The 18,250-nt window shown below is 63.1% G+C and carries 15 protein-coding genes; 4 read left to right on the top strand and 11 right to left on the bottom strand.

Annotated elements, in window-relative coordinates; all coding sequences use genetic code 11:
* Positions 1-322: 322 nt before the first annotated feature.
* From P3T43_RS01770 to P3T43_RS01745, 6 genes are all read right to left on the bottom strand, one after another.
* A complete protein-coding gene (locus tag P3T43_RS01770; RefSeq protein ID WP_429279296.1) occupies positions 323-1,117 on the bottom strand; it encodes an aspartate/glutamate racemase family protein in 795 nt (264 codons plus the stop codon).
* 23 nt (positions 1,118-1,140) lie between these two features.
* Positions 1,141-2,625, bottom strand: a complete 1,485-nt coding sequence (locus P3T43_RS01765) for an NCS1 family nucleobase:cation symporter-1 (RefSeq protein WP_429279295.1) — start codon at positions 2,623-2,625, stop codon at positions 1,141-1,143.
* A gap of 353 nt (positions 2,626-2,978) precedes the next feature.
* Positions 2,979-3,701: a GntR family transcriptional regulator gene (locus P3T43_RS01760; RefSeq protein ID WP_429279294.1), complete on the bottom strand. Its 723-nt coding sequence runs from the start codon at positions 3,699-3,701 to the stop codon at positions 2,979-2,981.
* A 317-nt stretch (positions 3,702-4,018) separates the two neighbouring features.
* Positions 4,019-4,945, bottom strand: a complete 927-nt coding sequence (gene ldcA, locus P3T43_RS01755; RefSeq protein WP_429279293.1) for a muramoyltetrapeptide carboxypeptidase — start codon at positions 4,943-4,945, stop codon at positions 4,019-4,021.
* A gap of 27 nt (positions 4,946-4,972) precedes the next feature.
* Positions 4,973-5,527 carry a tRNA adenosine(34) deaminase TadA gene (gene tadA / locus P3T43_RS01750; protein ID WP_429279292.1) on the bottom strand — a complete coding sequence of 185 codons (555 nt, stop codon included), beginning with the start codon at positions 5,525-5,527 and terminating at the stop codon, positions 4,973-4,975.
* Positions 5,524-5,937, bottom strand: coding sequence for a DnaJ family domain-containing protein (locus P3T43_RS01745; protein ID WP_429279291.1), 414 nt, complete (start codon positions 5,935-5,937; stop codon positions 5,524-5,526). The genes tadA and P3T43_RS01745 overlap by 4 nt, the downstream gene beginning before the upstream one ends.
* 347 nt (positions 5,938-6,284) lie before the next feature.
* Here P3T43_RS01745 and P3T43_RS01740 point away from each other — a divergent pair, with 347 nt between their 5' ends.
* The 3 genes from P3T43_RS01740 to P3T43_RS01730 all read left to right on the top strand — a co-directional run bounded on the left by P3T43_RS01740 (position 6,285) and on the right by P3T43_RS01730 (position 8,227).
* Positions 6,285-6,431 carry a hypothetical protein gene (locus P3T43_RS01740; RefSeq protein WP_429279290.1) on the top strand — a complete coding sequence of 49 codons (147 nt, stop codon included), beginning with the start codon at positions 6,285-6,287 and terminating at the stop codon, positions 6,429-6,431.
* A 128-nt stretch (positions 6,432-6,559) separates the two neighbouring features.
* The gene (locus tag P3T43_RS01735; RefSeq protein WP_429279289.1) at positions 6,560-7,960 is read left to right on the top strand and encodes a hypothetical protein; all 1,401 of its coding nucleotides are present in this window, start codon (positions 6,560-6,562) and stop codon (positions 7,958-7,960) included.
* Complete coding sequence (locus tag P3T43_RS01730) at positions 7,961-8,227, top strand: hypothetical protein (RefSeq protein ID WP_429279288.1); 267 nt, start codon at positions 7,961-7,963, stop codon at positions 8,225-8,227.
* 16 nt (positions 8,228-8,243) lie between these two features.
* On the opposite strand, the gene P3T43_RS01725 is transcribed toward P3T43_RS01730, so the two are convergent.
* The 5 genes from P3T43_RS01725 to P3T43_RS01705 all read right to left on the bottom strand — a co-directional run bounded on the left by P3T43_RS01725 (position 8,244) and on the right by P3T43_RS01705 (position 15,175).
* Positions 8,244-8,705, bottom strand: coding sequence for a hypothetical protein (locus P3T43_RS01725; RefSeq protein ID WP_429279287.1), 462 nt, complete (start codon positions 8,703-8,705; stop codon positions 8,244-8,246).
* Positions 8,706-8,804: 99 nt separating this feature from the next.
* A complete protein-coding gene (locus tag P3T43_RS01720) occupies positions 8,805-10,022 on the bottom strand; it encodes a PepSY-associated TM helix domain-containing protein (RefSeq protein ID WP_429279286.1) in 1,218 nt (405 codons plus the stop codon).
* 89 nt (positions 10,023-10,111) lie between these two features.
* Positions 10,112-12,289, bottom strand: a complete 2,178-nt coding sequence (locus tag P3T43_RS01715) for a TonB-dependent siderophore receptor (protein WP_429279588.1) — start codon at positions 12,287-12,289, stop codon at positions 10,112-10,114.
* Positions 12,290-12,550: 261 nt separating this feature from the next.
* The gene (locus P3T43_RS01710; protein WP_429279285.1) at positions 12,551-13,306 is read right to left on the bottom strand and encodes an OmpW/AlkL family protein; all 756 of its coding nucleotides are present in this window, start codon (positions 13,304-13,306) and stop codon (positions 12,551-12,553) included.
* Positions 13,307-13,384: 78 nt separating this feature from the next.
* The gene (locus P3T43_RS01705; RefSeq protein WP_429279284.1) at positions 13,385-15,175 is read right to left on the bottom strand and encodes an acyl-CoA dehydrogenase C-terminal domain-containing protein; all 1,791 of its coding nucleotides are present in this window, start codon (positions 15,173-15,175) and stop codon (positions 13,385-13,387) included.
* Between the two features lie 295 nt (positions 15,176-15,470).
* On the opposite strand from P3T43_RS01705, the gene P3T43_RS01700 reads away from it, so the two are divergent.
* Positions 15,471-18,206: a LuxR C-terminal-related transcriptional regulator gene (locus tag P3T43_RS01700; RefSeq protein ID WP_429279283.1), complete on the top strand. Its 2,736-nt coding sequence runs from the start codon at positions 15,471-15,473 to the stop codon at positions 18,204-18,206.
* Positions 18,207-18,250: the final 44 nt, after the last annotated feature.

The raw sequence follows: 18,250 nt of genomic DNA, 5'->3' as shown, positions 1-18,250 counted from the left end.
CGTGGTGATAAATCTGGGTGATGGAACGTGAAACTCATCTGCAGACTGGCGCCGGCGTGGGCGGAAACAGCCGAACTTGCCCGTCGATACCTTAGCGCCTGGTGAAACCAAGTGTAGCGAAAACACCCGGGTGCGCCCATACACACGGGCAGATAGTGCCTGTCAGAGCCGATGTATGTGCCCGGCCCGGCCGCTGGCGCTTCAATGCCAGCGGCTCTAGCGTTTACCCGGGCCTTAGCGCTCGTAGGCGCATGGACTTTCCTTCCGTTCGACTCGGCTTGCTCGCCTGCAGTCGCGTTTCCCGCAGTGCGGGCACGCCTCGTCACGCGCTTTTGGCCATGGCACCGTTTTCCGCACGCGCGGGCCTCGGGTTGGGATTGGCCTGCGTCGGACTGAAGGAGGCCAATGCGCCGTCGTAACGCTTGGCAAGCGGCCTCGCGTAATCGCCGCGTTTGGCTGTGCCCAGACGCAGCGTCACCAGTGCCTCGACCCACTTCACCGCCGCCGTCACGCCTTCGACAACCGGCGCGCCGAGCGCGTCCTCGATTTCCGCGCAAAGTTCTGCCATGCCCGCGCAGCCGAGCACGATGGCATCGGAACCGTCCTCCTCCAGCGCGCGCCGGCATTCGTCGAGAATGATGCGGCGCGCCGCCGACCCTGGCTGGTCCAGTTCGAGCACCGCCACGTCCGTGGCGCGCACGTTGCGGCAAAAGCGCGTCATGCCGTAGCGTTCGGCCAGATGCCAGGCCATGCCGCAGGTGCGCGAGAGCGTCGTCACGACCGAAAAGCCCGGCGCCAGCACACTTGCCGCGTGCATCGCGGCTTCGGCAATCCCGATCACCGGTCCGCGCGCCAGTTCCCGCGCTGCATACAGACCGGGGTCGCCGAAACACGCGATCACGTAACCATCAAAGCCTTCGCGCTCGCCCGCTGCCACCTCGGCCAGCAGGCCGGGGGTGGCGAGCGCTTCGTCGTAATAGCCCTCGATCGAGGGTGGGCCCATGGTGGGACTCACCGCGATCAGTTCGGTACCGGGCGCGACGACATCGCGGCCGCAACGTCCCATTGCCTCCGTCATCCGCAGGGTGGTGTTCGGGTTGATCAGTTTGATACGCATCACTAACTCCTGTTGCAGCCGCTTTACCGGATAGTCAAAGCACGATAGAACACGGCAGCGAGCGCCGCGCCGATGAACCACGAGAAATTGGCCATGCCGTTGAGCGAAGGCACCATCACGCAGATCACCGCAATCACCGCAGCGGGCAGCAAGGCGGCAACGGCCTTGTAATTCACACCCTTGCGATACCAGTACGAGCCCGTTTCAGACACGGTGTAGAGATCGTCCAGCACGATCTTCTGACGCTTCACGAGGTAGAAGTCAACGATCAGGACACCATACAAAGGACCGATGAAACTGCCAAGCACGTCGAGTGTGTAGTGAATCACCGCAGGATTGTTGAACAGGTTCCACGGCGTGATGAAGATCGACGCCACCGCAGCCAGCATCCCGCCCATGCGCCAACTGATGAGGCGCGGCGCCACATTCGAAAAATCGAAGGCAGGCGATACGAAGTTAGCCACGATATTGATCCCGATGGTCGCGATCGTAAAGGTCAGCGCACCGAGAATCACGGCGATCGGATAGTCGATACGTCCGACCGTTTCCACCGGGTCCGTGATCAATTGTCCGAACACCGGCAGCGTGGCAGCGGTCGTCACCACGGTCACCAGCGAGAAGGCCAGAAAGTTGACCGGCAAGCCCCAGAAATTGCCTCGTTTTACGCTGCGAAAGCTCTTGCCGTAGCGCGAAAAGTCACCAAAATTCAGCATGGGACCCGAGAAATACGACACCACCAGCGAGATGGCCGTGATCATCACCGGCACCACTTCGAGCCCGTGATATTTGACCCCACCCAGGTTGATGCCGATGTTCTGCCAACCCGCGCGCCACACCATATAGCCGGCGAGGATAAACATCACCACGTACACGGCCGGTCCCGCGAAGTCGATGAACTTCTTGATCGTTTCCATGCCGTGCCAGAACACCAGCGCCTGCAGGACCCACAGCAGCATGAAGCCGCCCCAGCCGACCGTGGAAAGTCCCATGAAGCCATGGTGATGCACGTCCGCATAGGGCAGGAACTGCGGGAAGAATTTCAGCACCACGATTACGAGCGCGCTCGATGCGAGGTAAGTCTGAATGCCATACCATGCCACCGCGATCAGCCCCCGAATCACCGCCGGCAGATTCGCGCCGAGTACACCGAATGTCGCGCGGCACGCGACCGGATACGGTACGCCGTTCTGTTGGCTCGGTTTGGCGATCAGGTTGCACAACAGGTTGACGATGGTAATGCCGACCAAGAGCGCAATCAGCACTTGCCAGCTAGTGAGACCCAGTGCAAACAGACTGCCGGCAAACACATAGCCGCCCACGCTGTGCACGTCGGACATCCAGAAGGCGAAGATGTTGTACGCGCTCCAGGTCTGATGGCGCAACGGTGCGAGATCTTCGTTATAAAGGCGCTCGCTGTAACCGGCAGGCACACCGGGTTCGGGGACCGGACTCTCGTCGTTGAAAGCAGGGATAGCGGGATTATGCGGTGCTGCACTGAACTGAGCCATGGCTCCTCCTGGAATATAGGGACCGTCGATTACGCATCGACGGGCAATGCATCCGGCACGCACAGCGCCCTTCCCTATCGGGTTGGACAGCACACGCATGGCGGTGCCGCGGCAGTCTCCGTACTTATCTGTACAACTAAGTACTTGTAGTTATCGCTTCGCCATTTGCCGCGCTCTCGCGGCGAAGCGTTTTTCGCGTTATTCGTGTTACACGGTCTTTTGCGAACGGCCGCGTGCAGGCCGTATGGGCGAAGTTCGCCACACCGCCGGTTCGCGATGATTCATCAGTTCTTATCTGGTGCGGTGCGCACCCATGCCCGTTTTACGCGCGCCGCCAGGCGCGCTCAGGCAGGTCACATCACAGGTTGCGTGCTCTTTCCGGGCCTTGCGCCGAACACTTCGTGCAGATCCGCTGCACCGCTGGCCGGCCTGTCGAGCATCTTCAGTTCGACGCTTTGCAGGTGGCGCGACATCAGGGCCGCTGCCTTGCCGGCATCGCCGGCGTCGAGCGCGGCGAGAATGGCTTCATGGTCTTCGAACGAACACGGACTGCGGCCGAGCGACTCGTACAAAGCCGAAATCAAGGTTGAGCGTGCAACCAGTCCATTCAGACAGTCGCACAACACCGTATTGCCGGTGAGCGATGCCAACTCCGTATGAAATTCACCCGAGAGGCGAATCCACGCGGAAAAATCGCGCGTTTCGAACGCTTTACGCTCGCGGCCAATCATGTTGCCGATACTCTTCAAACGACGCGGACCGTGTCCGGCGCAGATCCGCTCCACCACCGCCAGTTCGATGATGCGGCGCATCTCGAACACCTCATGCACTTCCTGCAGCGACGGACTCGCGACGAAAGCGCCACGGTTCGGCTCGAGATCGACGAGCCGGTCAGTCGCCAGCGATGCGAGCGCCTGGCGGATCGGTCCGCGCTTGACGCCGAATACTTCGCACAACTGGGCTTCCGTGAGCTTGGCGCCGGGCGCCAGCCGATGTTCGAGGATCGCGGCGCGGATGCGCTCGGCGATCGCTTCGGGCTTCGAACCATTCGAGGTAGCTGAGGAGGGAGTCGACATAATGTGCGTTCCGTTATGTGTCTCATCATAGGTTGGACACAAAGATTGTCAACAATTTCTATATTGAATTTTCGACAATCGAAAGCCGAGGCGATAGCTCAAGTCGATCAGGTTGGCCCGGCCGCCCGCCCTGCCTTGCGCCTGCCTAATCAGCAGACAATTTCCCCACGTTCTGGAGGCTAATTTTGTCAACAAAAGCTAGGGGCGTCGCCGCGCAACCATATTTGTGGGCGCGGGAAATCACTGACCGTTAGTTGCGTTATTGGCACATTAAAAAGCGGGCATTGCCCGCTTCGCTCCACCTGCGCCCACACCCGTCAACCGAGGTGCGGATAGCCCGATGCCGTCAACCTGAAACCGTGCGCGTCGGCGACGAGACGCGCGTCGGCGCCGACCGGCAGCGTCACCAGGTTTGGGATGTGCCCGAACTGCAGACCCGTAATCACCGGAATACCGATCACCGAGCGGATGTGCTCGATCATCGCGTTCAGGTCGTAGCCGTTGTCGTACTCGAAAGGCTTGCCGCCCGAAAAATCGCCCAGCACCAGCGCCTGCTGCCGCTCGAGAATCCCCGCGAGATGCAGTTGATAGAGCGACCTTTCGAGCCGGAACGGCTGTTCGTTGACGTCTTCGACAAACAGAATGCCGCCCTCGACCGGCGGCATATAAGGCGTACCGACCAGCGAGGCCAGCACGGCCAGATTGCCGCCCCACAGCGTGCCGCTGACGTCCACCGTCTGAACTTGCGGGACCGTGCAGGTCAGCGTAACAGTTGGTGCGGTCAGGGTCGACCAGAAATGCTGCGTCATGACTTCGCTGAGATTCTCCGCGCCGAAGTCGCCCATCAACATCGGGCCGCCGAAGGTTTTCAGCCCCGCGCGCGACAGTAAAGCCAACTGGATGGCGGTGAAATCGCTATGGCCGACGAACGCGACCGGCTGATCGGTCAGCCGCCGTTGCAAGCCGTCGTAGTCGAGGCCATGCAGAATGCGCACCGCACCATAGCCGCCGCGCACGGCGAGCACGATGTCCGGCAGCTTGCGCGACGGGTCGGCCAGCCGGTTCAACTCGGCGGCGCGCTCGCCGTCGGTGCCGGCGAAGCGCTGATAGCGGCGCTCGGTTGCGTTGACACCCTCGACACGATGCCCCTGCGCATGCAAGCGATGCAGCGCGCGGTGAATCGCATCCGCATCATGCGGATAACCCGAGGGCGCGATCAGTTCGAAAGTGCGGTGAGCGATCATGATCGACAGTGATGGAGGCGATAACTTTTAGAGTGGCTCGACTGCACCGGGTTCGCCGCGGGCCGCATCGCGCGCGGCTCGTACGGCACGGCGCCGGTCCGCAAAGAAAGATTTGAGCGCCGCGGCGCATTCGCTTTCCAGTGCACCGCCCAACACCGTGGTGTGATGGTTGAGTTGCGGATTGGCAAACGCGTCAACCACGCTCCCGCACGCGCCCGTCTTCGGATCGCGGGCGCCGAACACCACCCGGGCGATGCGCGCATGCATGATCGCGCCGGCGCACATCAAACAAGGCTCAAGCGTTACGTACAACTCGCAGCCGGGCAATCGGTAGTTTTCCAGGGCCAGCGCCGCGGACCGCAACGCGGCCATTTCGGCATGAGCGGAGGGGTCGTGCGCCCCGATGGGATGATTGAAACCCTTCGCAATGACCTCGTCGCCGCGAACCAGCACGGCGCCGACCGGCACTTCACCCGCCGCACGCGCTTCGTCAGCGGCGGCCTGGGCCAGTTTCATGAAGCGAAGATCGCGTTCCGTGAACGCGGCGGGGAGAGCCGCGGGTTCCGTGAGCGGCTCGCTCACGGCGACTCCGGTTCACCGTCAAGCGCGCCGGCAGCACTGCCCGCAGCCCGTTCGGAAAGCCGCTCGGCAATCCGCCGGCAATATTCGCGTGGTAGAACCAGGGGGCCGCCGCGCAGCGATTCGAGCGCCATGTCGAGCGCAAGCATGCGGGCGTGGAGACGGCAACGCGCGCTTCGATCGCTGACCGCGTTCAGTTCGTCATGCAGGTCGCGCAGCGCGCGCAACTGTTCAACAGCGGGCGGCACGAAGCCTGCGTTCTTCAGGATGCGGTTCGCGGCGTGCACTTCCTGAGGAACCTGGACATCGTCCTCCAGCGCGTGCGCGGCGCGTGCTCCGGGCAAATCGTCGAACTCGCCGCGCGCTGCCGCGGCGGCTATACGTTGTTCAACTAACGCATCAAGCAATCTCATCTGCAGTCCACTACGTTGCGGCCCACGCATTCTATCAGGGAGCCAGGTGCAAGACTCGACCTGCAAGTCGACGATGCCCTCTGATTTTCGGAATTTGCGTATTTGAGCGCCACAGGGTGCTGCGTTAGGGTCGTGCCTCGTTCGGACGCCTGCAGTTTAGAGTTTACGACTGGCTTTCGATTGCGGCGCTCGTCCTGCCCCTTGCTACTGCGTTGAGCTTTCTTATGCCCGTTCATCTCCCGTCCGACCCGTCCAGCGTGATCCGTTCGCCTTGCGGCCATCACGAGCTTTCGCAATCAGGCAAATACAACTGCGCAGCCGGTGGGTCCGCAGTCCCTCGGAGCAGCTTGTCTCTCGCTCGCGTTGTGATTCGCGCTGTGTTTGCGGGCGTCGTGCTGTCCGTTGCACTCTCGGGATGCGGTGTGTTCTGCGGCGCCGCCGGCGGCAGCGGTGGCGCGCTCGCAGGCGGCTGCTCGACGGGGCTGCGCTTCTAAACCTCCATCCTGGCCTCCCGTAAATTCCTGTAACGGACGCGCGATCGGTTGTAATCTGCATCTCTCGCGCGCGCCCTATTCTTCGGACGCGCGCTGGCGCTTCGCCATGACGCCCTTCCCGCAGGAATATGACCCGAGATCCCCATCACTCAGCCGCATCGCCAGCCGACACACTCCCTGCCTTTCCGCTCGACCCGGCGCAGCATCGCGCGCTCGCCGAGGCAAAACGCGCAACGGGCGACGAACTCGGCGCGCTCGCCCATCTGATTGCCGCCCACACGCTCGACGCGTACGCGAGCCGCGCCGCCGAAGCCAGCGTATCGAACCTCTGCGACGTCGCCACCGGTTACTTCATGAAGGGCGATCACGTGATCGCCGCCAACTGGTACCAACTCGTGCTGACGCTCGATCCGGACGTCGCGATTGCCTGCCAGAATCTCGCCGCGATTTACGCCGGCGCGGGACGTCACGCAGAAGCCAATGCGTATCGCGAGCGCGCCTATCGCATCCAGCGCGTGTTCGTCGAACAGGCGCCCAGCCAGGTGCGCCGGGTGCTGGTACTGTGCGCGGCGCGCGCCTCGGGCAACGTGCCGTTCGACGCGCTGCTGCCCGGCGCCGTCAACTGCCGCATCAAATACGCCATTGACTACGCTGCCGACACAGAAGACACGCAACTGCCGCCGTTCGATCTCGTGTTCAACGCCATTGGCGAACCGGATGTGGCTGCGCCGCTTGCCGGGCGGCTCGATCGCTTCCTCTCGCACCTTGCCAGCCATGAAGCGCGTCCGCTGCTCAACCCGCCGGACGGGATCGAACGGACGGCGCGCGACCGGATTCCGCAGTTGCTTGGCGATCTGCTCGACGTGCAGGTTGCGCGGTGCATTGGTGTCGACAGTGAGCGTTTTTCATCTGCGGCTTCTGCGGCTTCCGTAGCGCCCATAGTTCCCGCAGCACTTGCCACCCTACTCGCCGATAGCGCCCTCCCCCTACCCGTGCTAGTACGCCCCGCCGCCACGCACGGCGGCGAAGGACTGGTGCTCTGCGATAACCTGGCGGCACTCGCGACGACACTACACGAACGTCAAGGCCGGCAATACCTGACCGCATTTCGCGACACTCGCGGCGCGGACGGCTATTACCGCAAGTACCGCATGATATTCGTCGATCGCGAGCCGTTTCCCTATCACCTGGCCATTTCACGCCAGTGGATGGTCCATTACTTTTCCGCGGAGATGGAAGGCCACGCGTGGAAGCTCGACGAGGAGCGACGCTTCCTCGAGAATCCCGCCGCCGCGCTCGGCGAGCGGGCCTTGCAGGCGATTGCCGCCATCGGCCGCCGGCTCGATCTCGATTACGGCGGGATCGACTTCACCGTGCTGCCCGACCGCCAGGTGTTCGTCTTCGAGGCCAACGCGACGATGCTCGCCCACTACGAGCGCAGCTCAGGAACCCTGGCGCACAAAAATCCCTTTGTCCAGCAGATCGTCGATGCGTTCGAACGGTTGATGACGCGTCGCACCGCGGCCTGAATGAACCGCCCCCTGAATTTTTCCGGCGGCCCGGACGCCTTGCCGACCTTCGTGTTGCGCACGACGCGCAATGCCATCGAAGCGTTGCCTGAGACCGGACTGTCGGTGCTGGGCATGAGCCATCGCTCGAACTGCTTCCACGGCGTCCTCGATGAAGCCGAGCGCAATCTGCGCGAATTGCCTGGCATTCCCGATCATTATCACGTGCTGTTCATGCAGGGCGGCAGCAGACTGCCCGAGCCGCACAGCGAGACGGAGGCGGGTTGAACGAGGCGAGCCCTCGTCAACGCGCGCTCACGTGCTGCTCAAGGAACACGGCAAAACCGTTCTGCGTCGTGACGATCTTCTTGACGCACTCGTCATAGTCCGAGCCCATCGAACGATCCGGGCCGTACATGCCCTTGCACTGCGCGTATAAGGTGAGCGTCGCGCCAGCACCCTTCGCCGTGCGCGTGGCCGAATACACCGCGTGGCCCGAACTGCCCGGCACGTCGGACTCGATCGCGAGCGCGTCCGCGCGGATTATCGTTTCTTCCGAATGCTGGGCCACGTAGGACTTCGTCCATTGCCAGGCCTGGTCGCATTGCGCCTGGCTTTGACAGTTCACCGTGGCATTCCTCTGTGCCGTTTCGAGCAGGCGCTCGGAGCGGGCGAAGTCGTTGTCTCGTTGGGTCTCTTTTTCGTAGGACGACGCGCAGGCGGTCAGGGCGAGCGCAGCAAGCGCGACGGCGATAATCGTTTTCACTGGTTGGATGTCCCGAGTCGAATTCGTGGGAGATTATAGACGTGTGCCAAACCCGCTCGCAGTTGCCTACAGTCGAACATCCAGCGTGGAGCATGCAGACTATTGGACGAGTGCCGATTGGCCAGCCTTCACCCGCTGCGCGGTGCTACGCCGTGCCTTCTGCTTCCTGAACCAGATGACGAGGCCGGTGGCACTCAGCAGCGCCACCATCACACCCACGAAGCTGACGAGGATGCGGCCCGGCAGCCCGAAAAGGCGTCCCGAATGCAACGGAAACTGCGCCTGCAGGAAGATATCGCCCGCCGTGCCCTGACCGGGTATCGTGCCGCCCACCTCGCGCCCGTTTCTCGCGTCCCAATAGGTCCAGGCATTGCCGAGATGGCCGTCGGCGTACAAACCACCCGGCTCGAAATAGCCCACCGCGTAGAGATGCAGCGAGGCGAATTCAAATGTCGCCCCAGGCTCGGCACGCAAGTTCATCTTGTGTCCCGCAGCGGTTGCCAACTCGACGATCCGCTCGCGGCTCAAACTCGCGGCACCTTTCGGCTGGGTCGCCTGCAACTCCGGGTTACTCTCCGGGTCGGGCGTCAGGTTCGAAAACAGCGCCACGATGGGACGCACTACCGGACGCTCTAGGTTCATCGAAACCGAAGTCAGCGCAATCACGCACAGCAGTCCCCACACCCAGACGCCGCCCGAGCGATGCAGGTCGAACGCGAGCGTATAGCCGCCGCGCCGCACGCGAAACGCGAACGACTTGCGCCACGCCTTGAGGCTCGGAAAGGCGAGGACCAGCGCGATCACACTATCGAACAACCAGACGATCCCGACGATGCCCAGCAGCCACACGCCGATCGCGATACCGTTGCCGGTAGTGGGCAAATAGAGCGTGTAGTGGAACTCGTAGAGGAACGGCATCAGATTGAGCCGCCTGAGTGACAGCGCGCCCCACTCGCGCCGGGCCTGGATGAGGCCCGTGCCGGGATCCACCGCGATCTGGTCGAAATCCAGCACATACGGTTTGCCGGTTGCCGGATCGAGCTGGCCGCGCACGCGCATTTGCAGCGTCTGGCCCGGCACGATGCCCAGCGGCAGATAGGTCACACGCAAACGCGGATCTGCCGCCTCGACCCGATTGGCCAGTTCGAGCGCCGGCAGCGCAGGCGCCGTGGAATGCGCGTAGTAGAACTCAGGATTTAACAACGCGTCCAGTTCCTGATGCCACACGATAATCGCGCCCGTCAGGCCCGAGACGAACAGAAAAAGCGCCGTGCCGATACCGAACCAGCGGTGCAGGCGGACAAAGATCGATCTCATAGGCGTAGCGTCGAACGTATGCGGCCCCATCGCAGCGGCTGCGATAGGGCCTCGAAGACCGCGCGTCGAAACGTGCTGACGGTCCGCATTCAGAACTGCATCGTCGCGCTCGCCACGGCGGTACGCGTCGGCGATGGCGAAACGTAGTAGCCCCACGCGGTGGTCCAGTAGCGGCGGTTGAACAGGTTGTTGATCCCCGCACGCAAGGTCACGTCCTTACCGGCGATCCGCGTTTCGTATTTGCCGCTCAGGTCATACGTGACATACGACGGCACGAACTGGGTATTGGCCGCGTCCACCGCCTCGCTGCCGACGTACTTGCCGCCAAACGCCAGGGTCAGCGGGCGCAGGTAAGACGGGTTGTATTCGACGCGGCCCGTCACCGTGAAGCGCGGCGCACCGTAGATGCGTTTGCCTTCGATGTTCGGGTCGTCGATATCCACCGCCTTCGTATCGAGCCACATCACGCCCCCGAGTACACGCCACTCGTTGGTGAGCGCGAGCCAGCCGCTTGCATCGACACCGGTGTAGCGTTTGGTGCCGTTTTGCACGAAGACGTTTTCGGTGTTGGTGTAGTTGTAGCCCTGGTCGACACGGAACAACGCCAGATTGGCACCCCACTTCCTGTGATCCGTCTTGAAGCCGACTTCGTACTGCTTACTGCGCAACGGTCCGAAGGTGTCCGGATAGTTGAGGTTGGTGTTCGATGCGGAACCGCCCTGCTCCAGCGACTCCACATAGCTCGCATAAAGTGTGGAGTACGGATCGGTCTTGAACATCAGCGCCACCGTCGGCGTGACCGGATTCGCGCTGTATTGCGAGGTCACAGCGCTGCTCGGTGCGTAGACGTCCTGACGAAACTGCGTGTAGCGCAGGCCGAGCAGGGCCGACAAACGCGAGGTGAATTGCACGGTATCGCTGGCGTACAACGCGGCCTGCGTGGTGCGCGACTGGCGGTACAGATTTTCGCCAATGCCGACCTCGGCATTCGTCAGCAAGCTGCTGCCATACAGATTGCCCATGCCGAGGCTATAGCCTTCGTTCCATCCTTCGCTGTTGTCGTATTCGCTGGTCTGCGACTGGAAGCCCACGCCGATCACCACGTCATGCTTGATGCTGCCGGTATTGAACTGCCCCTGCACCATCGCGTCGACGTTCTGGTAGAAGTAGCGCGTCAACGCGGCGTATAGCGTGTTCGAATAGTCGCCCGCGCTGTCCGTCACGTAGATCAGGCTATCCGAGTTGGTGCGATTTTCCTTGGCAAAACGGTACTTCAGGCTCGCGTGCCAGTTCTCGGACAGACGATAGTCGAGACCCGTACCGAACGAAGCCATCTCCGTTTCGTAGTAGTTTTGCGGCTGGGTAAGATCGCGATTGATCGAGCTCGCGTCGGGAATTCCCAGGCCCGAACCGAACATCAGGCCAAACAGCGTGCCGTTGGTTTTGCGCTTCTGATAGAACGCGTCGGCGCTCCAGGTCAGATCCGGCGTAATGCGGAAGTCGAACGCCAGCGACGCCACCTGACGGCGCACGTGACCGTTAGGCTCCGCGGTGTTGCCGTCTTCGTTCACCAGGTTCAGGCGGTAGCCAAAACGATTGTCAGTGCCGAAGCGGCCGCCCAGATCGACCTTCTCGCTGAACACGCCGGCCGACTCGTAGCCCACCGAAATGCTCCGGTACGGCTCGTCGGTAGGCCGTTTCAGGACGTAATTGACGATCCCGCCGGGCGAGCCGAAGCCGTACATGAAGCCCGACAGCCCCTTGAGCAACTGCACCTGCTCGAACGGTTCGAGCGGCAGATCCGTGTCCCACGAAGGGAAGCTCTGACCGTCCACCTTGATGCCGTGGAGCGTGTCGACCGGTAACCCGCGCACGGTGAACATCGAATTTTCGCTGACCCGGTTGCTGCTGCTGACGGCGGTGGCGGGATCGTACTGGAACAGATCGTTGGCGGTCGACGCCATCAGATCGTCGGCCTCCTCGCTCGATACCACGTGTGTCGAAAAAGGCGTGTCGACCTGCTTGCGGGAACCCAGCGCGCCGGCGCTGACCTTGTCGGTTTGCGTGGCCGCATCCGAAGCCGATGCGGTCACGCTGACGGCGGGCAACGTCACCGCATCCGCTGCGACGGTTTGCGCGCGTGCAGGCGCGGAAAGCGTGGAGAGCGAGAGCCCGGCGCTCGCCAGAAGCGCGGCACTAAGAAGCGAGGGAGTGCGGCTCGCGCCGCGGACAAACGCCAAACGTTTTACGGAAAACGGCTTCTGCATGGTGTTCTGATTGAGCGCAGGCGCACGCAAGCGCTCGTGCAGCAAAGTCTGCACGAGACGTGGAGCGCTCGTAGCGGGTGGTTATTAAGGGAAAGGTCAATCCAGATGCAAATGATAATGCGAGTAATTCGCATCTGCAAGATATTTCTTGCAAAAAGCTTTCCGAAATGCAGGCGGGAGAGACAGCGCGTTGGGGCCCGGGGCGGGCCGCAGCGTCAAGCGGGATGGGGCACGCAGGATACGGGGTACCGGCGGCGGCGACTAGAACCGGTAGCCGATCCCGATAAAGGTGATGACCGGATCGGCAGTGATGTGCGTCTTGCTGGACAGCACCGTCTGACCGTTCGCGGCCACGGCACTGACCGTCGCATTGGTCTTGAGCGACAGATACGTCACCGACGCAGTGGCGTACCAGTTCTTGCTGATGTTGTACGAGACGCCCGCCTCGAACGCGGGATTCCATGACGGACTGAGCGACGCCTTGGCCTGGCCGCCCGGTCCCACGACCTGCGTCAACGCCTCGCTGAAGCCGGGATTGAGTTCAGTATGCGAGTACCACGTATAGTTCGCGCCGACGCCCACGAACGGGCGCAGTTTCGTCTGCGCGTCGAAGAAGAAATACTTCAGGAACAGCACGGGTGACCACGCGCGGGTGGTGGCGAGCGGCGCCAGATTTCCCAGATCGAGCGACGGGCCGCCCGCGCCGAACGGTGTCGCGTTGCCCTGCGCGTAGAGCTTGAGCTTGGGCGGCACGCCGGTTGCCAGATCCAGCGCAATATGGTCCGTCACGAAATAGGTGGTCGAAAGCTTCAGCGTGAACGTGTTATGAATCTGACCGCCCGTTCCCGATGACGTGAACGTGCCCAACGCCGAACTGCTCTGCAACGAGGTGGCGGACGACGGGCCAAAGTCGAGCCAGGCGCCACCCACGCTGGTGATGACACTGCCCGCGCTCTGCCCCATCGCGCTGGTGCATATCGCGCCCGGAATCAGCGCGAGGCACGCAAGTCGTTTCATTACTTCGTCTGCAATTTATTTCGGATTCCAAACCGCCTACGATGCAGCGGCGCTTTCTCGTGACGCGCGCCGCCTGGCCTAGAACTGTTCGATGGCCAGACCCGAGCCGCTCGATGCGCCGCTGCGAATCGTCTCCACAAGCGCATTGGCTTTGGGCAACACCTTGTCGGCGTAGAAACCTGCGGTGGCGAGCTTGGCGCGATGGAAGTCCGGATCCTGATTCGCTGCAATCTCTCTGGCCGCAGCAAGCGCCGCGCGCCCCATCTGCCATCCGCCGCACACGTAGCCGGTGAGCATCAGGTAGTCCACGGAACTGGCAAGCGCTGCGTCGGGCTGGCTCGCCAACGCCTGCAGCATCCATGCGGTGGCAGCGTCGAGCGCCTCAATACTGGCCGCGAACGCCATGCCAATAGCCGTCACTTGTGGATCGGTGCTGCGCGCGAGTTCCAGCTCGGACTCACGCATCCCGGCAAGCAGTTCGCGCATCGCTGCACCCTGATCGGCCGCAAGCTTGCGGCCCACGAGATCGGCCGCCTGGATGCCGGTCGTGCCTTCGTAGATCGGCGCAATGCGCGCATCGCGCAGGAACTGGCAGGCGCCCGTCTCTTCGATGTAGCCCATGCCGCCGTGCACCTGCACACCCGTCGACGCCACTTCGACGCCCAGTTCCGTACACCAGCCCTTCAACACGGGGATCAGCAGATCGACACGCGCCTGGCGGCGGGCGCGCTCATCGGCATCGGCGTCGCGGTGCGCGCGGTCCATGTCGGCGGCCATCACGTACGCGAAAGCGCGCATCGCTTCAACCTGCGACTTCATCGTCAGCAACATGCGCCGCACATCCGGATGATGGATGATGGCGACCGCGCCCGCCGAGCGGCCGGCTGCGAGCCGTCCCTGCACACGCTCCTTCGCATATTCGCGGGCCTGCTGATAGGCGCGCTCCGCCATCGCGAGCCCCTGGATACCGACCTTCTGGCGCGCCTCGTTCATCATCGTGAACATATGCGCGAGACCTTTGTTCTCCTGACCAACCAGATAACCGATTGCGCCGTCCTGATCGCCGAAGCTCATCACGCAGGTCGGGCTCGCGTGAATGCCGAGCTTGTGTTCGAGCGACGCACAGTGCACGTCGTTGCGAGGCCCGATGGAGCCATCGGCATTCAGCAGGAACTTGGGCACGACGAAGAGCGAAATGCCGCGCACGCCCTCGGGTGCGTCCGGCGTGCGTGCGAGGACCAGATGAATGACGTTGTCGGTCATATCGTGATCGCCCCACGTGATGAAGATCTTCTGGCCGGAGAGACGATAGTGGTCGCCTTCGGGCACCGCCTTCGTGCGCACGGCGGCGAGATCCGAGCCCGCTTGCGGCTCGGTCAGGTTCATGGTGCCCGTCCATGCACCGCTGACGAGGTTGGGCAGATAGCGTTCCTTGAGCGCTGCCGAGCCATGCTGACGCAACGCCTCGGTGGCGCCCGCCGTCAACAAGGGACACAGCGCAAAGGCCATGTTGGACGAATTCCACATCTCGACGGTCGCCGCCTGCAGCAACTCGGGCAGCCCCTGGCCGCCGAACTCGGGATCGCCCGACAGGCCGCTCCAGCCGCCGGCGACGAACTGCCGGTAGGCTTTCGCAAAACCGTCCGCTGCCACCACGCCGTCCTGCGTCAGGCGTGCGCCCTGCTCGTCACCGGATTTGTTGAGCGGTGCCAGCACTTCGGTCGCGAGCCTGGCGGCTTCGTCGAGCACCGCCTCGGCGAGTTCGGGCGTGACTTCATCGAAGCCCGGCAATGCGGACAGGTCGCCCAGGCCGGCCAGTTCCGTCATCACGAAGCGCATATCGCGCAGCGGTGCCATGTACCTGCTCATCATTATCTCCAGTGTTGGTTTGGTTGCAGCGGGTCCGTTGGGCGTATCATCTGAAGCACAAAACACCGGTTCAGGGAGCGCCCGCCGAGGGGCCGTTCACCTCTATCCGGCCGGCGTCCCGCACCGTTATCCAGCGCGGTCGTTCAGCGCTGTGGTCCATTTGCGGAATTGCGATCGCCTCACTGGAAGCCATAGTGTCCGAGCGCAGCACCGCGCAACATCCCCCGTAAAGGGGAGCGCGTTGGCATGGACGGGGGATGGCAGCCAGGGTCAACCCGAACGCCTGGAGCAGCTGATGCACGTGACAGAAGCACCGCCCACGAACAGGCCATTTCTGTTCCTCGCCACGAAGGTCTTTCCACCCCGCTTGCCCACCGGCCTGATCGATCGTCCGCGTCTTGCAGGCCTCGCCGTGCAGACGGAAACGAAGCGCCTGACGGTCATCAAGGCGCCCGCCGGATTCGGCAAGACCTCACTCGCGCTCAACTGGCTCAACCTGCTCGCGCCGGGCAATGCGCGGCTCGCGTGGTTATCGCTCGATGCCGAAGACGACGAACCCGGCCGCTACTTCAATCACCTCGCCCATGCGTTGCGGCAAGCGTGCGGCAGCGTCGGCACCTCGGTGATCGGCTTGACCGCCGAAGCGTCGTTCGTGCCGGCCAATGCGCTCGCCTCGACGCTGATCAACGAACTGGTCGACGTCGACGACGAGGTCTACCTGTTCATCGACGACTACCACCTGATCAGCGCGCCGCCGATTCACGAAGCGATGTCGCTGTTCATCGCCAACGCGCCCTCGCAGGTGCACGTGGTCCTGTGCACGCGCACCGATCCACCGCTTCCTACGGCGCGGCTGCGGGCGCGCAACGAACTGCTGGAAATCGACGCGTCGACGTTGCGCTTCGACCTCGACGAAACGCGCCGCTTCGTCGAGCACGAATGCCCCGGCAAGCTCGACGCGACCGATCTGAAATCACTGTTCGCGAGCACCGAAGGCTGGGCCGCCGCGCTGCGCATCTCGGCCGCGGTGCTGGCCCGCAGCGACCGTCCGCACGGCTGGCGGGCCAGCGCGCCCACTGGCGCTTCGCGGCCGCTTGCCGATTACCTCGAAGATATCCTGCAGTCCTTACCTACTGGGATGATCGAGTTCATGCTGCGCACGGCGATAACCGATCGTCTGAGCGCACCGCTCTGCGAAGCGCTCACCGGCGTGCAGACGAGCCAACTCATGCTGGACGCGATCGTTGCGCGCCAGTTGCTTCTGGAGCCGCTGGATCTGGAGGGACACTGGTTCCGCTATCACCCGCTCATGGCCGAGTACCTGCGGCGACGGCTGGAAGCGAGGTACCGCGAGGAAATCGCCGAACTGCATCGGCGTGCGTGGCAATGGTACGCGGCGCAGCACCAGTGGACCGACGCGGTAAAGCACGCCATCGCCGCAGGCGCAACCGAGGACGCCATTCGCCTCATGCAGCACTGCGCCATGTCGCTTCTGAAAGCGGGCGATCTGCTCACGCTGGTGGGCTGGCAGCGTCAATTCCCCGCCGACCTGATGCGAGCCCAGACGACGGTTGCGCTTGCAACGACCTGGGGCACGGCACTCGCCATGCGCTTTGACGACTCGCGGTCGATGCTGGAATCGATCGAACACGAGGCCGACGACAAGGGTGCGCAAGCCGAGCACATCCGTTGGGAGTGCGTCGCCATTCGCTCGGCGCTGGCGGGCTTGCAGGATGACCCGCAAAGGGCGCTCACGCTCGCGCAAGACTATCTGAGCCGGCCCTCGCGCGATGCCTGGACTACCAACGCGGTCTCCAACGTGGCCCGCTTCGGCCACTGGAAAGCGGGCAATCTCGAAGCCCTTCACGCCACACCGTGGATTCCCGATTCGATCGCGGAAGACCAGCGCAGCGTATTTTCCACGGTCTACCGGCTGTGTCTGCTCGGTCATGTGGAAATGCAGCAACTGCACTTTCCGCTCGCCGAGCGCCGCTTCAATGAAGCGATGGAGCTTGCCGAGCGCCATGCCGGTCCGCAATCGATCGCGGCCGCGCTGTGCGCCCCGATGATCGCCCAACTGCGTTACGAGCAGGGACGCCTCGACGAAGCCGAAGCGTTGCTCGTGGAACTGATGCCCGTGATTGAACTCGCTGTCCTGCTCGACAGTGTGCTCATCAGCTATCGGATACTCGTGCGGATCGCTGTGACGCGTGGCAATTTTGCGCACGCGTATGCGTTGCTCGACACCGCGCAGGCGCTCGGGCAAACACGGGGATGGAACCGGCTGATCGCCGCCGCGCTTGCCGAACGAACCCGCTTGAATCTGGCAGAAAACAGACTCGGCGAAGCCGGCGGCTGCGTCGCGCAGCTGCGCCAGTTGGCGAGTTCGAGTAGCGGCGCGTCGGCTACCGTGTCTCCGGAGATCGAGAATTATCGGGACCTCGGGGCGGCCTGTCTCGCCATGCGACGGCTGCAGACACAAGAGGCGGTCGAGATCCTGAATGGCGCGCTGCAGCGTCTTGAGCGCATCCACGGAACCTACCTCGCACTGCGCCTGCGGACCCTCCTCGCGCTAACGTGGTTAAACGCAGGCGAGCGCGAACGCGCGCTCGAAATATTCCACGCCGTCGCGAGCGTCGCAGCGCCGGCCGGGATCTGCCAGTCGATTGTCGATCAAGGTCCGGAAATCGGCCCGTTACTGAAGCTCGCGCGCGACAGCCTGCGCGCCGCAGGCAACGCGCAGGACCTCGTGAACTGGGTCGATCGTCTGCTCGATTGCTGGCGCGCCCAGCACGAACCCGACAGCAAGCCCCGTCAGGAGGCCGAACGGGAGCGCCTCAGTTCGCGCGAGCGCGGCATCGTCGAGCTGATCGCCCAGGGACAGTCGAACAAGGAAATTGCCCGCACGCTCGGGATCACGCCTGAAACGGTCAAGTCCCATATCAAGAGCGTCTTCACCAAGCTGGAAGTCGACAAACGCGCCCAGGCCGTCGCGCGCGCACAGGCGCTCGGCCTCGTTAAACACAGCTAACGTTTTTTCGCGCTGCGCGTGAGCGCGGCAGCTTGATCGCGTTG

Source organism: Paraburkholderia sp. GAS41, assembly GCF_050436545.1.
In the GTDB taxonomy this organism is placed as follows: domain Bacteria; phylum Pseudomonadota; class Gammaproteobacteria; order Burkholderiales; family Burkholderiaceae; genus Paraburkholderia.
Note: the sequence above shows the minus strand (reverse complement) of the source record. Positions and strands in the feature narration are given on the sequence as shown.

Coding starts and splice junctions, on each gene's coding strand:
- P3T43_RS01745 (WP_429279291.1), bottom strand. CDS start 5,937: ATGAGATTGCTTGATGCGTTAGTTGAACAACGTATAGCCGCCGCGGCA.
- ldcA (WP_429279293.1), bottom strand. CDS start 4,945: ATGATCGCTCACCGCACTTTCGAACTGATCGCGCCCTCGGGTTATCCG.
- P3T43_RS01710 (WP_429279285.1), bottom strand. CDS start 13,306: ATGAAACGACTTGCGTGCCTCGCGCTGATTCCGGGCGCGATATGCACC.
- P3T43_RS01735 (WP_429279289.1), top strand. CDS start 6,560: ATGACCCGAGATCCCCATCACTCAGCCGCATCGCCAGCCGACACACTC.
- P3T43_RS01715 (WP_429279588.1), bottom strand. CDS start 12,289: ATGCAGAAGCCGTTTTCCGTAAAACGTTTGGCGTTTGTCCGCGGCGCG.
- P3T43_RS01730 (WP_429279288.1), top strand. CDS start 7,961: ATGAACCGCCCCCTGAATTTTTCCGGCGGCCCGGACGCCTTGCCGACC.
- P3T43_RS01705 (WP_429279284.1), bottom strand. CDS start 15,175: ATGAGCAGGTACATGGCACCGCTGCGCGATATGCGCTTCGTGATGACG.
- P3T43_RS01700 (WP_429279283.1), top strand. CDS start 15,471: ATGCACGTGACAGAAGCACCGCCCACGAACAGGCCATTTCTGTTCCTC.
- P3T43_RS01765 (WP_429279295.1), bottom strand. CDS start 2,625: ATGGCTCAGTTCAGTGCAGCACCGCATAATCCCGCTATCCCTGCTTTC.
- P3T43_RS01720 (WP_429279286.1), bottom strand. CDS start 10,022: ATGAGATCGATCTTTGTCCGCCTGCACCGCTGGTTCGGTATCGGCACG.
- P3T43_RS01760 (WP_429279294.1), bottom strand. CDS start 3,701: ATGTCGACTCCCTCCTCAGCTACCTCGAATGGTTCGAAGCCCGAAGCG.
- P3T43_RS01770 (WP_429279296.1), bottom strand. CDS start 1,117: ATGCGTATCAAACTGATCAACCCGAACACCACCCTGCGGATGACGGAG.